Source organism: Streptomyces sp. NPDC031445 (assembly GCF_055581365.1).
In genome coordinates, this window is sequence record NZ_JBVIJO010000020.1 from 95509 (window position 1) to 112811 (window position 17303).

Genomic DNA, 17303 nt, shown 5'->3' on the forward strand with positions numbered 1-17303 from the left:
CGGCTGGTACTGAGGCACCCCACCCGGGGGCTTCCTCGACCACTCTGTGGATCTCGGCACGAGCATCCCGCGGGCGGACACCCCCGGACATCGGCGATGCCCGCAGTTACGCCGGCCGGCCATCACGCGCTGTCCTGAGCCAGGAGCTCCTTCAGCTCGTCCCACACCACTTGCATGATGTCGGACCGGTACATCTGATCATGCCCACAGGGAACCCTGACCTCGCGCACCTCGCCGGAAACATAGGAGTGCCAGCGATCGGCGTCGTCCTCCTCGGCCTCCTCACTGGCGACGAACAGCAGGTCGCCGTCGAAGACGCTCGCTCTGTGCGCTTCCATCAGCTCCGCATTGTTGCGGCTGACCTCGAGGAGCGCCGTGAGCTCGTCGTCCGAGAAGAGACCGACCCGGAGGTCCGCCAGCTCCGCGGCCAGTCCCTCGTGCGCCCCGGGTTCCGGCTCGTCACCGGAAGGCCGCTTGCGCCTTTCCGCCAGCGGTACGGAGTCCAGCACCACCAAGGTGCCCACTTCCTCACCGGCGGCTTGCAGTTGTACGGCCATCTCCTGAGCCACCAGCCCGCCGAACGACCAACCGAGCAGATGATAGGGGCCGGCCGGCTGGACCGTACGAATCTGTTCCACGTAGTCCGCGGCCATCTCCGCCACCGACTGCGGCAAGGCCGCGGCGCCGTCGATGCCCCGTGCCCGCAGGCCGTATACCGGACGGTCGGGGGGCGTGATCTGCGCGAAGTACAGGTACTCCCAGCCGAGCCCTCGTCCGGCGTGGACGCAGAAGACCGGCGCGCTGTCGCCCTGTACGCGGAACGGCAGCAGCACTCCCCCGTCACCGGACCGAGAGGTCCGCTCCAGCTTCTTGGCGATCCCGGCGACCGTCGGTGCCTGGAAGATCTCCCGAACCGATATCCGCAAGCCGAGTACCTCTTGGATCCGGCCGGCCAGACGCATCGCGAGCAAGGAGTGACCGCCCAGGTCGAAGAAGTTGTCCTCCACTCCCACGGTCGCCACGCCCAGAACCTGGGCGAAGACCGTGCTCAGGATCTCTTCCCCGAGCGTGGTGCCGGATCCGCCGTTACCCCTGGACAGGTACTCGGGCGCCGGGAGCGCCTCACGGTCCAGTTTGCCGTTGACCGTCAGCGGCAGCGACTCCAGCACCACCACCGCCGACGGCACCATGTACTCCGGCAAGCGCCCAGCGACGTGCTCCCGCACGGATGTGGCCAGTGCGGTACCGGTCCGGCCGGCATCGGTCTGATCGGTCCGGTGGGCATCGGCCGGGTCGGGATCGATGGGGTCGGCACCGGTCCGACCACCGACAGCCTCCGCCGGCACCACGTAGGCGACCAGCCGCTTGTCGCCCGACGTGTCTTCCCGGACCAGCACCGCGACCTGGGACACCCGTTCGTGGTCGGCGACCACGGCCTCGACCTCGCCCAGCTCGATCCGAAGGCCACGGATCTTCACCTGGTCATCGGCGCGTCCGACGAACTCCAGCACACCGTCGTCGGTCCAGCGCACGACATCACCGGTGCGGTACATCCGCTCACCCGGAGTCCCGAACGGACACGCCACGAACCGCTCCGCCGACAGGCCGGTACGCCCCAGGTATCCACGCGTCAGGCCCGCACCGGCCACATACAGTTCACCCGACGCTCCGGGTGCGACCGGCTGGAGCGCCCCATCCAGTACGAAGGTACGGATGTTGCCCATCGGCTGCCCGATCGGGACGACCGGTCCGCTGTCCTCCTCCGTGCACTCCCACACCGTCGTCAGGACCGTCGCCTCCGTCGGCCCGTACTGGTTCTCCAGCAGCACACCGGGCAGCACCCCCTGGAACGCTTCCCGCATGTGGGACGGCAACGCCTCACCCGCGCAGAACACCGCGCGCAGACTCCCGCACTGCGCCACACCCGGCACCGCGAGGAACGCCGGCAGCATCGACGGCACGAACTGCACCAGTGTCACCCGCTCATCGGCGATCAACCCGGCCAGATACTCCGGATCACGATGACCACCAGGCCGCGCCACCACGAGCACCGCACCCCGCACCAGGGGCCAGAACAACTCCCACACTGAACCGTCGAAGACGAAGGGTGACTTCTGCAGTACCCGGTCCGTGGCGTCCATTCCGTAGCGGCCCTGCATCCAGCCCAGCAGGTTCACCACGCCCGCGTGCGGAACGACCACGCCCTTGGGCCGCCCGGTGGACCCGGACGTGTAGATCACGTATGCGGGATGCGACGGCCGCAGCACAGCCAGCCGGTCCGCATCCGTGACGGCCTCGCCCGACCAGCCTTCCAGCACCCCGGCCTCATCCACCACGACCACGGGCGCTCCCACACCGGCGTCTGCCACGACACCGGCCGACGCGCCGTCAGCGAGCACCATGCTCACGCCGGCATCGGCCACCACCGAGGCGATACGCCCGGCCGGATATTCCGGGTCCACGGGCACATACGCGCCTCCTGCCTTCAGCACAGCGAGCAGGGCCACGACCAGGTCCGCCGACCGGTCCATCACCACACCCACCAACGACTCCGGCCCCACCCCACGACCAATCAACAACCGCGCCAACCGGTTCGACCGCTCGTCCAACTCCGCATACGACACCTCGGCACCCTCGAACACCAGCGCCACCGCGTCCGGCGTCCGCGCCACCTGCTGCGCGAACAACCCCGGCAGCGTTCCCGCCGGAACCTCAAGACCCGTGTCGTTCCACTCCACCAGCACCCGCTCCCGCTCCGCCTCACTCAGAACGGGGACGGTGCCCAGGACGGTGTGCGGATCCTGTTCCAGCGCCTCTACGACGCCTTCGGTCGCCGCCAGCATCAGCCCGGTCACCAGCGCGGGATCGATCGACTCCACCGCCTGCACCGAGAAGCCGAAACCTCCCACGGCGCCCAAGTCGTCCACCGAGACTGTCAGCGGATAGTTCGTCTGCTCCTGTCCCCCGAGGTCTCGCGTGCCTCCCTGCAGAGTCTGGGCACCGGTTTCCTCGTGCCGGCCAGGGTCCATACCGTGCCGGTAGTTGAACAGCGTGGTGAACAGCGGGGCCGGTGCCGGGATCCCGCTGACCCGCTGCACCGCGGCGAGCGAGGCGTGCTCGTGCACCATCAGCTCGGCCAGCTGGCCCTGCATCCCGCGCACCGCGTCCCCGACGGCCACACCCGAGGTCCGTACCCGTACCGGGAGCGTGTTGATGAACAGCCCCGGCACCCGGTCCGAACCGGCGCCCGCCTGCACCCGGCCGAACACCAGCGTGCCGAACACCACGTCGTCACGGCCCGACACCGCCGCCAGCACCCGCGACCACACCACATGGAACACCGTCGCCGGACTCACACCGCAAGCGCGAGCCGCCTCACGCACCCGGCGGGCCAGGCCCTGCGGCACCAGCGCCTGTGTCTCACCGACGACGCTTCCGTCGCCGAGCACATCCGTGACGCCGAACGCGGCGGTGGGTTCCGTCACGTCGCCCAGCACGGACGCGAAGTGCTGCTCGTGCTCCTCCGGGGAGACCCCCAGCAGTGCCTGGCCGACGAACTCCCGGTACGGCATCGGCGCCGGCAGACGATCCTCCTCACCCGCCAGCACCGCCCGCACCTCGTCGTGGACGATCTCCAGCGTGGTGTGGTCCTGCATGATGTGATGCGACCGCAGTACCAGCAGCCATCGGCCCGAGCCGTCCGGCAACGCCGCCGCATACGCGTCGGACAACGGCGCACGCCGCAGGTCCATCGGCGCGTCCGCGATCCCCAGGATGCTTTCCACAGCATCCGCGCCCTGCGGAAAGACACCGCTGTCCAGCTCCGTCACCGGCAGCGGCGCCGTGCGGTGGACCACCTGCACCGGATGCGACAGCCCCTCCCACACCACAGCCGACCTCAACACGTCATGCCGGTCGATCACCCGCTGCCACGCCGCCACGAACTCATCCAGCCGCACCCGCGACTCGAACTCCCACACCTGCCTCAGCACATACGGGTCCTGCTCCTGCTCCACACCGGCACCGGCAGCGAGCCGGTGATGGAAGAACAAGCCCTCCTGCAACGGAGCCAGCGGATACACGTCTGCCACGTTGGCCGCGCCCCCCGGAACCGACTCCACCACCCGCGCCAGCTCCGCCACCGTCAACCCCGCCAGCGGCACCATCTCCGGCAACACCGCCTCGGCACCCACCGGAATGGACGACGGCGGAACGCGCACCTCTGTGCGTCCCGCCGCCGCGGCCAGCCGCTCCACCGTCGGCGCCGAGAACAACGTCCGCACATCCACCGACACACCACGAGCCCGCAACCGCTCCACCAACGTCACCGCCAGCAGGGAATGCCCACCCAGCTGGAAGAAGTCGTCCTGCACCCCGACCCGATCCAACCCCAGCACCTCGGCGAACACCGCGCACAAGATCTCCTCCCGCACGGTCGCCGGGCCCCGGCCGGCCCCTGAGTCGTACTCCGGTGCCGGCAGGGCTTTGCGGTCGAGCTTGCCGTTCACCGTCAACGGCAACGACTCCAGCACCACCACCGCCGACGGCACCATGTACTCCGGCAGACGAGAGGCAACCTGCTCCCGCACCCCAACAGCGGCCGTCTCCGTCGAGGCCGGCACGACGTAGGCGACGAGGCGCTTGTCGCCTGGGGTGTCCTCGCGGACCAGAACCGCGGCCTGCGCCACCCCCTCACAGGCGGCGACCACCGACTCGACCTCACCAGGCTCGATCCGGAAACCACGGATCTTCACCTGATCATCAGCACGCCCCACAAACTCCAGGACACCGTCCTGAGTCCAGCGCACGACATCACCGGTGCGATACATCCGCTCACCCGGCACACCGAACGGACACGCCACGAACCGCTCCGCCGACAGATCCGCACGCCCCAGATAACCCCGCGCCAGCTGGACACCCGCCAGATACAACTCACCCACCGCTCCGGGCGCCACCGGCTGAAGGCCACCATCCAGCACGAACACACGCGTGTTCCACACCGGACGCCCGATCGGAACCGACCCGCCGTCCTGCTCCGGCCGGCACTCCCACGCCGTCACATCCACAGCCGCCTCGGTCGGCCCGTACAGGTTGTACAACGGCACATCGAACACACCCGCGAACCGGTCCCGCAGCCCCGCCGACAACGCCTCACCGCTGCAGAACACCGCCCGCAAACTCCCACACTGCGCCACACCCGGCACCGCGAGGAACCCCGGGAGCATCGACGGCACGAAGTGCGTCACCGTCACCCGCTCAGCAGCGATCAAACCGGCCAGATACCCCGGATCACGATGACCACCGGGCCGTGCCACCACGAGCACCGCACCCCGCGTCAACGGCCAGAACAACTCCCACACCGAAACATCAAAACCAAACGGCGTCTTGTGCAGCACCCGGTCAGACGCACCCAGACCCAACCCATCCATCCACGCCAACCGGTTCACCACACCCGCATGAGGAACGACCACACCCTTGGGCCGCCCCGTGGACCCGGAGGTATAGATCACGTACGCCGGGTGCGACGGCCGCAACACAGCCAGCCGGTCGGCATCCGTGACGGCCTCGCCCGACCAGCCCTCCAGCACCCCGGCCTCATCCACCACGATCCAGCCCGAACCCTCACGGTCAGCCGCCCGCGAGGTCAGCACCGCCACAGGCCCGGCATCCGCCAGGACCCCGTCAATCCGCTCGGCCGGGTACTCCGGATCCACCGGCACATACGCACCCCCCGCCTTCAACACGGCAAGCAGGGCCACGACCAGGTCCACCGACCGGTCCATCACCACACCCACCAACGACTCCGGCCCCACCCCACGACTGATCAGCACCCGCGCCAACCGGTTCGACCGCTCATCAAGCTCTCGGTAGGAGACACGCGCATCCCCGAACACCACCGCCACCGCGTCCGGCGTCCGCGCCACCTGCTGCGCGAACAACCCCGGCAACGTGACCGGCTCAACCTCCCGAGCCGTGTCGTTCCACCCCACCAACACCCGCTCCCGCTCCGCCTCACCCAGAACCGGAATAGTGCGCACCGGCACGGCGGGAGCGGCGGCGACCGCCTCCAGCACCCGTCCCAGACGCTCCACCAAACGCTCCGCGGTGCCCTGTTCGAACAAGTCCACCGCGAAGACCAGACCAGCGCCGATGCCCATCGGCGCTCCCGAGGAACTGAAACGCTCAGCGAAGTCGAACCCCAGGTCGAACTTCGCCTGGACCAGGCCTGTACCGTACGGCTCGCTCTCCACCCCCGGCAGGCCCTCAACCCCGCCATCACCCAGATTCTGAAGGCCGACCGCGACCTGGAAGAGGGGATGGCGGCTCATCGAGCGTTCCGGTGCCAGCTCCTCCACCAGACGCTCGAACGGCACATCCTGGTGCGCGAACGCCTCCAGACTCCGCTCACGCACCCGGCCCAGCACATCCGCGAACGACGGATCACCCGACAGATCCGTCCGCAAAACCAGCGTGTTGACGAAGAACCCGACCAGATCATCCAGGGCCTCATCCGTCCGCCCGGCGATCACACTGCCCAGCGGGATGTCCTCACCTGCACCCAACCGTGACAGCAACACCGCGACGGCCGCCTGCAGGACCATGAACATCGTCACGCCCTGCTCACGCGCCAACCGCACCAACCCCGCATGCACGTCTGCAGGAACATCAATCCCCACCACCGCACCCACATGCGTGGCCACAGCCGGACGAGACCGGTCAAACGGCAGCACCAGCTCTTCCGGTACGTCTGACAACACCTCACGCCAGTAGCTCACCTGACGCGCCAGCACACTGTCCGGGTCCTCCAGCTCACCCAGCAGCCCGCGCTGCCACAACGTGTAGTCCACGTACTGGACCGGCAACGGCTCCCAAGCCGGTTCCCGGCCCGCGCACCGCGCCTCATACGCCACCGACAGATCCCGCCACAAGGGGCCCATCGACCAGCCGTCCGTGGCGATATGGTGCACGGTCAGAATCAGGACACACTCGTCCCCCGCTCGCCCAGCACCTTGCCCCGTCTCGGCACCCGGCCTGATCAAGGTGGCGCGCACCGGGATCTCGGCCGACAGATCGAACGCATACGACGCCGCCCGCTCGGCCAGCTCCCGCCACTCCTCCTCACCGGCCTGGACGACCTGGAGGTCGAAACCGGTCTCCCCGGCCGACAGCACCCGCTGCCACGGCCGGCCGTCGACCACCGGATACACCGTCCGCAGCACCTCATGCCGCGCCAGCACATCCCCCAACGCCACCCTCAACGCCGCAACATCCACCCCGCCCCTCAACCGCAACGCCACCGGAACGTTGTACGTCGCGCTCGGCCCCTCCAGCTGCGCCAGGAACCACAACCGCTGCTGAGCGAACGACAACGGCACCAACTCCGGACGCTCAGCCACCACCACAGCCGGACGCGCCATACCAGCCGCCTCCAGCCCGGCCGCCACACCCGCGACCGTCCGCGCCTCGAATACGACGCGCAACGGCAACTCCACACCAAACACCGTGCGAATACGGCTCACCAACCGCGTCGCCAACAACGAATGCCCACCGAGCCGGAAGAAGTCATCGTCGACGCCCACCCGCTCCAGGCCCAACACCTCGGCGAACACCGCGCAGAGCATCTCTTCGCGAGGCGTGGTCGGCTTCCGTCGGGTTCCAGCGGCACCGTAGTCGGGCACCGGCAGGGCCTTGCGGTCGAGCTTGCCGTTCACCGTCAACGGCAACGACTCCAACACCACCACCGCCGACGGCACCATGTACTCCGGCAGACGGGAGCCGACCTGCTCTCGCACCGACCCGGCCGTCAGCCCATCCACTGCCCCCGCGGCCGGCACCACATAAGCGACCAGCCGCTTGTCACCCGGAACGTCCTCCCGGACCAGAACCGCAGCCTGAGCGACCCCCTCACACCCGGCCACCGCCGACTCGACCTCACCCAGCTCGATCCGGAAGCCACGGATCTTCACCTGATCATCGACGCGCGCCACGAACTCCAGAACACCGGCGTCAGTCCAGCGCACGACATCACCGGTGCGGTACATCCGCTCACCTGAAGTCCCGAACGGACACGCCACAAAGCGCTCCGCGGACAGATCCGCACGCCCCAGATAGCCGCGGGCCAGCTGAACACCCGCGACATACAACTCGCCCGCCACTCCGGGCGCTACCGGCTGAAGCCCGCCATCCAGCACGAAGGCCCGGACATTGCCCATCGGACGCCCGATCGGCAGGGATCGGCCGTCGTCATCGGCCTCACAACACCACACGACGACGTCAATCGACGTCTCCGTAGGCCCGTAGTGGTTGTGCAAAGAGGCACTCAGAACAGCGCTGAACCTGTCGCGCAGGGCAGGTGACCAGGGCTCGCCCCCGCAGAGCACCGCACGCAACGTGGTGCACTGTGCCGCATCCGCGCCCTCGAGGAAGGCGGACAACATGGAGGGGACGAAGTTGGCCATGGTGACTCGCTCACTGGCGATCAAGGCCGCCAGGTACTTCGGATCACGATGACCACCAGGCCTGACCGCCACGAGCGCAGCGCCCTGCGTCAGCGTCCCGAAGATCTCCCACACTGAAGGATCGAACACATACGGCGTAGCCTGCAGCACCCGGTCCGTGGCATCCAGCCCATAGCGGTCCTGCATCCAGCCCAGCAGGTTCACCACGCCCGCATGCGGAACGACCACACCCTTGGGCCGCCCGGTGGACCCGGAGGTGTAAATCACATACGCCGGATGCGACGGTCGCAGCACAGCCAGCCGGTCGGCATCCGTGACGGCTGCATCCGACCAGCCCTCCAGCACCCCGGCCTCATCCACCACGATCCAGCCCGAACCCGCACGGTCAGCCGCCCGCGAGGTCAGCACCACCACAGGCCCAGCATCCGCCAGGACCCCGTCAATCCGCTCAGCCGGGTACTCCGGATCCACCGGCACATACGCACCCCCCGCCTTCACCACAGCCAGCAAAGCCACCACCAACTCCACCGACCGGTCCATCACCACACCCACCAACGACTCCGGCCCCACCCCACAACCAATCAGCAACCGCGCCAACCGGTTCGACCGCTCATCCAACTCCGCATAAGAGACCTCAACGTCCCCGGACACCACCGCAACCGCGTCTGGCGTCCGCGCCACCTGCTCCGCGAACAACCCCGGCAGCGTTCCCGCCGGAACCTCAAGACCCGTGTCGTTCCACTCCACCAACACCCGCTCCCGCTCCGCCTCACCCAGAACGGGGATGCGGCGCACCGGCACGGCGGGATCGCCGGCCACCGCCTCCAGCACCCTCCCCAGACGCTCCACCAGACGCCCCGCGGTGCCCTGATCGAACAAATCCATGGCGAAGACCAGGCCCCCACTGAGACCCGCCGGCTCCCCCTCGGAACCGAAACGCTCAGCGAAGGCAAAGTCCAGATCGAACCTGGCTGCCGACGGACCGGCGCTGAAAGGCTCCGCCTGCGTTCCCAGGAGCCCCGTCACCATGCCGCCATCGGCGTTCTGCAAACCGACCATCACCTGGAACAGAGGGTGCCGATTCATCGAGCGTTCCGGTGCCAGCTCCTCCACCAGACGCTCGAACGGCACATCCTGGTGCGCGAACGCCTCCAGACTCCGCTCGCGCACCCGGCCCAGCACATCCGCGAACGACGGATCACCCGACAGGTCCGTGCGCAGGACCAGCGTGTTGACGAAGAACCCGACCAGATCGTCCAAGGCCTCATCCGTGCGCCCGGCGATCACACTGCCCAGCGGGATGTCCTCGCCCGCGCCCAGCCGCGACAGCAGCACCGCGACGGCCGCCTGCAGGACCATGAACATCGTCACGCCCTGCTCACGTGCCAACCGCACCAATCCCGCATGCACGTCTGCGGGAACATCAATCTCCGCCACCGCCCCGGCATACGTGGCCACCGCCGGCCGAGACCGGTCAAACGGCAGAATCAGCTCTTCAGGCGCGCCCTCCAGCACCTCACGCCAGTAGCTCACCTGACGCGCCAGCACACTGTCCGGGTCCTCCAGCTCACCCAGCAGCCCGCGCTGCCACAACGCATAGTCCGCATACTGCACCGGCAACGGCTCCCAAGCCGGTTCCCGACCAGCGCACCGCGCCTCATAGGCATGCGAAAGATCCTGCCCCAGGGGGCCCATCGACCAGCCGTCCGTGGCGATGTGGTGCACGGTCAGCACCAGGACGCAGTCGCCCCCTGCATCCCCAGCGCCCTCAGCCGTCTCGACATCCGTCTGGATCACAGTGGCCCGTACCGGGATCTCGGCCGACAGATCGAACGCATACGACGCCGCCCGCTCGGCCAGCTCCCGCCACTCCTCCACGCCGGCATGGACGATCTGGAGGTCGAAGCCGGTCTCCCCGGCCGGGAGCACCCGCTGCCAGGGCTGACCGTCGACCACCGGATACACCGTCCGCAGCACCTCATGCCGCGCCAGCACATCCCCCAACGCCACCCTCAACGCCGCAACATCCACCCCGCCCCTCAACCGCAACGCCACCGGAACGTTGTACGTCGCGCTCGGCCCCTCCAGCTGGGCCAGGAACCACAACCGCTGCTGAGCGAACGACAACGGCACCAACTCCGGACGCTCGGCCACCACCACCGCCGGACGCGCCATACCGGCCGCCTCCAGCCGCGCCGCCACACCCGCAACCGTCCGCACCTCGAACACCACACGCAACGCCACCTCCACACCGAACACCGTGCGGATACGGCTCACCAACCGCGTCGCCAGCAGCGAATGCCCACCCAGCTGGAAGAAGTCGTCCTCCACCCCCACCCGATCCAACCCCAGCACCTCAGCGAACACCGCGCACAAGATCTCCTCACGCACCGTCGCAGGACCCCGGCCGGCACCCGAGTCGTACTCCGGCGCCGGCAACGCCTTGCGGTCCAGCTTGCCGTTCACCGTCAACGGCAACGACTCCAACACCACCACCGCCGACGGCACCATGTACTCCGGCAACCGCGAGCCGACATACTCGCGCACCGACCCGGCCGTCACCCCGACCGACTCGGAAGCCGGCACGATGTAGGCAACGAGGCGTTTGTCACCGGGTGTGTCCTCACGGACCAGGACCGCGGCCTGCGCCATGCCCTCGCAGGCGGCGACCACGGCCTCGACCTCACCCGGCTCGATCCGATAACCACGGATCTTCACCTGATCATCGGCACGTCCGACGAATTCCAGCAGACCGTCCTGCCTCCAGCGCACGACATCACCTGTGCGGTACATCCGCTCACCCGGCCCCCCGAACGGACACGCCACGAACCGCTCAGCCGACAGTCCCGCACGCCCCAAATAACCCCGCGCCAGGCCCGCACCCGCCAGATACAACTCACCCGGCACCCCGGGCGCCACCGGCTGAAGCCCACCATCCAGCACGAACGCACGCGTGTTGTCCATCGGACGCCCGATCGGCATCACCTCACCCACCGCCTGCGGATCACGCACCGCGACCTGCGTCGCGCACAACGTCATCTCCGTCGGCCCGTACGTATTACGCACCACCACACCAGGCACCGCACCCAACACCCCACGCACCGCACCCGCCGGCACCACATCCCCACCCGTGCTCACCTCACACAACCCCGCGAACGCCCCCGGATCCTCCTCCGCGATCACCCGGAACAACCCCGCCGTCACATGCACATGCGTCAGGCCATACCGCTCAACCAGCCCACGCAACACCCCACCATCAAAACCACCCTCCGGCGCCAGCACCACCGACCCACCCGACAACAACGGCACCCACACCTCATACGTCGACGCATCGAACGAATGCGGCGCCCGCATCAACCCCCGCACCACCCCGTCAAACGCCCAGCACCCATCCCGCACCAGACCAGCCACATCCCCATGCGACACCCCCACCCCCTTCGGCACCCCCGTCGACCCCGACGTGAACATCACATACACCAACTGCCCCGGCACACACCCCACCGACAACACGCCACCACCAGCCATCCCCTCAACGCCAGCCTCGACATCAGCCCGCACCACCACACCCCCACTGCCGGCCTCGTCACCGCTACCACCGGCGGCGAACTCCTCGACGAACGCCAGGTCCTGCGTCCGTTCATCCACCAGCAGCACGCTCACCCGCGCCTGCTCGAACACCACCCGCATCCGCTCCACCGGCGCTCCCGCATCCACCGGCACATACGCACCCCCCGCCTTCACCACAGCCAGCAAAGCCACCACCAACTCCACCGACCGATCCATCACCACACCCACCAACGACTCCGGCCCCACCCCCTCACGCACCAGCACCCGCGCCAACCGATCCGACCGCTCATCAAGCTCTCGGTAGGAGACACGTGCATCCCCACAGACCACCGCATCCGCGTCCGGCGTCCGCGTCACCTGCTGCGCGAACAACCCCGGCAACGTCGCCGGCTCAACCTCCCGCGCGGTGTCGTTCCACTCCACCAACACCCGCTCCCGCTCCGCCTCCCCCAGAACGGGAATAGTCCGCACCGGCAGGGCGGGATCAGCGGCGACCGCCTCCAGCACCCGCCCCAGACGCTCCACCAAAGCCTCCGCGGTGCCCTGATCGAACAAGTCCACCGCGAAGACCAGACCCCCACTGAGACCCGCCGGCTCCCCCTCGGAACCGAAATGCTCAGCGAAGGCGAAATCCAGGTCGAACTTGGCTGCCGACGGGCCGGCACTGAAAGGCTCCGCCTGCGTTCCCAGGAGCCCCGTCGCCAAGCCGCCATCGGCGTTCTGCAAACCCACCATCACCTGGAACAGAGGATGGCGGCTCATCGAGCGTTCCGGTGCCAGCTCCTCCACCAAGCGCTCGAACGGCATATCCTGATGGGCGAACGCCTCAAGACTCCGCTCACGCACCCGGTCCAGCACGTCGGCGAACGAAGGGTCACCCGACAGGTCCGTGCGCAGTACCAGTGTGTTGACGAAGAAGCCGACGAGGTCGTCCAGGGCCTCGTCCGTGCGACCCGCCACCGGAGTACCCAGCGGGATGTCGTCACCGGCGCCGAGCCGCGACAGCAGTACCGCGACGGCCGCCTGCAGGACCATGAACATCGTCACGCCCTGCTCACGCGCCAACCGCACCAAGACCGCATGCACGCCTGCGGGAACCTCTATGTCCGCTACCGCTCCCACATGAGTGGCCACCGCCGGACGAGACCGGTCAAACGGCAGAACCAGCTCCTCAGGTACGTCTGCCAAAGCCTCACGCCAGTAGGTCACCTGGCGCGCCAGCACACTGTCCGGGTCCTCCAGCTCACCCAGCAGCCCGCGCTGCCACAACGCATAGTCCACGTACTGCACGCCGAGCTCCGACCAGGCCGGCTCCCGGCCCGCGCACCGCGCCTCATACGCCTGCGACAGATCCCGCCACAACGGGCCCGTCGACCAGCCGTCCGACGCGATGTGATGCGTCACCACAACCAGCACGTGCTCCGACTGATCCGGCCTGCTCAGCAACAACGCCCGTACCGGGATCTCGGCCGACAGGTCGAAGGCGTAGGACGCCGTGCGCTCGACCAGCATTCGCCACTCTTCCTCACCGGCCTGGACGATCTGGAGGTCGAAACCGGTCTCCCCGGCCGGGAGCACCCGCTGCCACGGCTGACCGTCGACCACCGGATACACCGTCCGCAGCACCTCATGCCGCATCAGCACATCCCCCAACGCCACCCTCAAAGCGGCAACATCCACCCCGCCCTTCAGCCGCAACGCCACCGGAACGTTGTACGTCGCGCTCGGCCCCTCCAGCTGCGCCAGGAACCACAACCGCTGCTGAGCGAACGACAACGGCACCAACTCCGGACGCTCGGCCACCGCCACCGCCGGACGCGCCATACCGGCCGCCTCCAGCCGGGCCGCCACACCCGCGACCGTCCGCGCCTCGAACACCACACGCAACGCCACCTCCACACCGAACACCGTGCGGATACGGCTCACCAACCGCGTCGCCAGCAGCGAATGCCCACCCAGCTGGAAGAAGTCATCGTCGACGCTCACCCGGTCCAACCCCAGCACCTCAGCGAACACCGCGCACAAGATCTCCTCGCGCACCGTCGCCGGACCCCTGCCGGCACCCGAGCCGTACTCGGGTGCAGGAAGAGCCTTGCGGTCCAGCTTGCCGTTCACCGTCAACGGCAACGACTCCAACACCACCACCGCCGACGGCACCATGTACTCCGGCAACCGCGAGGCAACAAACTCCCGCACAGACCCGGCTACATCAGTGCCGGCCTGCGCACCGGCAACGTTGTCTGCGACGACGTAAGCAACAAGGCGCTTGTCGCCTGGGGTGTCCTCGCGGACCAGAACCGCGGCCTGCGCCACCCCCTCACAGGCGGCGACCACCGACTCGACCTCACCCGGCTCGATCCGGAAACCACGGATCTTCACCTGATCATCAGCACGCCCCACAAACTCCAGGACACCGTCTTCGGTCCAGCGCACGACGTCGCCGGTGCGGTACATCCGCTCACCCGGCCCCCCGAACGGGCACGCCACGAACCGTTCCGCCGACAGATCCGTGCGCCCCAGGTAGCCGCGGGCCAGCTGGACACCCGCCAGATACAACTCACCCGCCGCTCCGGGCGCCACCGGCTGAAGGCCGCCGTCCAGTACGAACACACGCGTGTTCCATACCGGACGACCGATCGGAACCGACCCGCCGTCCTGCTCCGGCCGGCACTCCCACGCCGTCACATCCACAGCCGCCTCGGTCGGCCCGTACAAGTTGTACAACGGCACATCGAACACACCCGCGAACCGGTCCCGCAGCCCCACCGACAACGCCTCACCGCTGCAGAACACCGCCCGCAAACTCCCACACTGCGCCACACCCGGCACCGCGAGGAATCCCGGGAGCATCGACGGCACGAAGTGCGCCACCGTCACCCGCTCAGCAGCGATCAACCCGGCCAGATACTCCGGATCACGATGACCACCGGGCCGTGCCACCACGAGCACCGCACCCCGCGTCAACGGCCAGAACAACTCCCACACCGACACATCAAAACCAAACGGCGTCTTCTGCAACACCCGGTCAGACGCACCCAGACCCAACCCATCCATCCACGCCAACCGGTTCACCACACCCGCATGAGGAACGACCACACCCTTGGGCCGCCCGGTCGAACCAGACGTGTAGATCACATACGCCGGGTGCGACGGCCGCAACAGAGCCAGCCGGTCGGCATCCGTGACGGCCTCGCCCGACCAGCCCTCCAGCACCCCGGCCTCGTCCACCACGATCCAGCCCGAACCCTCACGGTCAGCCGCCCGCGAGGTCAGCACCACCACAGGCCCAGCATCCGCCAGGACCCCGTCAATCCGCTCAGCCGGGTACTCCGGATCCACCGGCACATACGCACCCCCCGCCTTCAGCACGGCAAGCAGGGCCACGACCAGCTCCACCGACCGGTCCATCACCACACCCACCAACGACTCCGGCCCCACCCCACGACCAATCAGCAACCGCGCCAGCCGGTTCGACCGCTCGTCCAACTCCGCATACGAGACCTCGACGTCCTCGAACAGGACCGCGACCGCGTCCGGCGTCCGCACCACCTGCTCCGCGAACAACCCCGGCAACGTCGCCGGCTCAACCCCCCGAGCCGAGTCGTTCCACCCCACCAACACCCGCTCCCGCTCCACCTCCCCCAGAACAGGAATAGTGCGCACCGGCAGGGCAGGAGCGGCGGCGACCGCCTCCAGCACCCGCCCCAGACGCTCCACCAAACGCTCCGCGGTGCCCTGATCGAACAAGTCCACCGCGAAGACCAAACCGCCGCCGATACCCGCCGGCTCCCCCGAGGAACTGAAAAGCTCAGCGAAGTCGAACCCCAGGTCGAACTTCGCCTGGACCAAGCCCGTACCGAACGGCTCGCTCTCCACCCCCGGCAGGGCCTCAATCCCGCCATCACCCACGTTCTGCAAGCCAACCATCACCTGGAAGAGGGGATGGCGGCTCATCGAGCGCTCCGGTGCCAGCTCCTCCACCAGGCGCTCGAACGGCACATCCTGGTGCGCGAACGCCTCCAGACTCCGCTCACGCACCCGGCCCAGCACATCCGCGAACGACGGATCACCCGACAGGTCCGTGCGCAACACCAGCGTGTTGACGAAGAACCCGACCAGATCGTCCAGGGCCTCGTCCGTCCGCCCGGCGATCACACTGCCCAGCGGAATGTCCTCGCCCGCGCCCAGCCGCGACAGCAGTACCGCGACAGCCGCTTGCAAGACCATGAACATCGTCACGCCCTGCTCACGCGCCAGCCGCACCAACCCCGCGTGCACGTCTGCGGGAACATCGATCCCCGCCGCCGCACCCGTATGCGTGGCCACAGCCGGCCGAGGCCGGTCAAACGGCAGCACCAGCTCTTCCGGTACGTCTGACAACACCTCACGCCAGTAGCTCACCTGACGCGCCAGCACACTGTCCGGGTCCTCCGGCTCACCCAGCAGCCCGCGCTGCCACAACGTGTAGTCCACGTACTGCACCGGCAACGGCTCCCAAGCCGGTTCCCGACCAGCGCACCGCGCCTCGTACGCCACCGCCAGATCCCGCCACAACGGACCCGTCGACCAGCCGTCCGACGCGATGTGATGCATCACCACAACAAGCACGTGCTCCGACTGATCCGGCCCGCTCAGCAACAAAGCCCGCATCGGGATCTCGGCCGACAGGTCGAAGGTGTAGGACGCCGCGCGCTCGACCAGCTCACCCCACTCCTCCTCACCGGCCTGGACGACCTGGAGGTCGAAACCGGTCTCCCCGGCCGGCAGTACCCGCTGCCAGGGCTGACCGTCGACCACCGGATACACCGTGCGCAGCACCTCATGCCGCTCCAGCACATCCCCCAACGCCACCCTCAACGCGGCAACATTGACTCCGCCCTTCAGCCGCAGCGCCACCGGAACGTTGTACGTCGCGCTCGGCCCCTCCAACTGAGCCAGGAACCACAACCGCTGCTGAGCGAACGACAACGGCACCAACTCCGGACGCTCGGCCACCGCCACAGCCGGACGCGCCATACCGGCCGCCTCCAGCCGGGCCGCCACACCCGCAACCGTCCGCGCCTCGAACACCACACGCAACGCCACCTCCACACCAAACACCGTGCGAAGACGGCTCACCAACCGCGTCGCCAACAGCGAATGCCCACCCAGCTGGAAGAAGTCATCCTCCACCCCGACCCGATCCAACCCCAGCACCTCAGCGAACACCGCGCACAAGATCTCCTCGCGCACCGTCGCAGGACCCCGGCCCGTCCCCGAGCCGTACTCCGGCGCCGG

The 17303-nt window shown here is 68.3% G+C and carries 1 protein-coding gene; it reads right to left on the minus strand.

The features are described 5' to 3' along the window. Positions 1 to 122 precede the first annotated feature (122 nt). On the minus strand, positions 123 to 17303 hold a 17181-nt coding region (locus ACZ5DC_RS37155), incomplete at its 5' end, for a non-ribosomal peptide synthase/polyketide synthase (protein ID WP_468660314.1).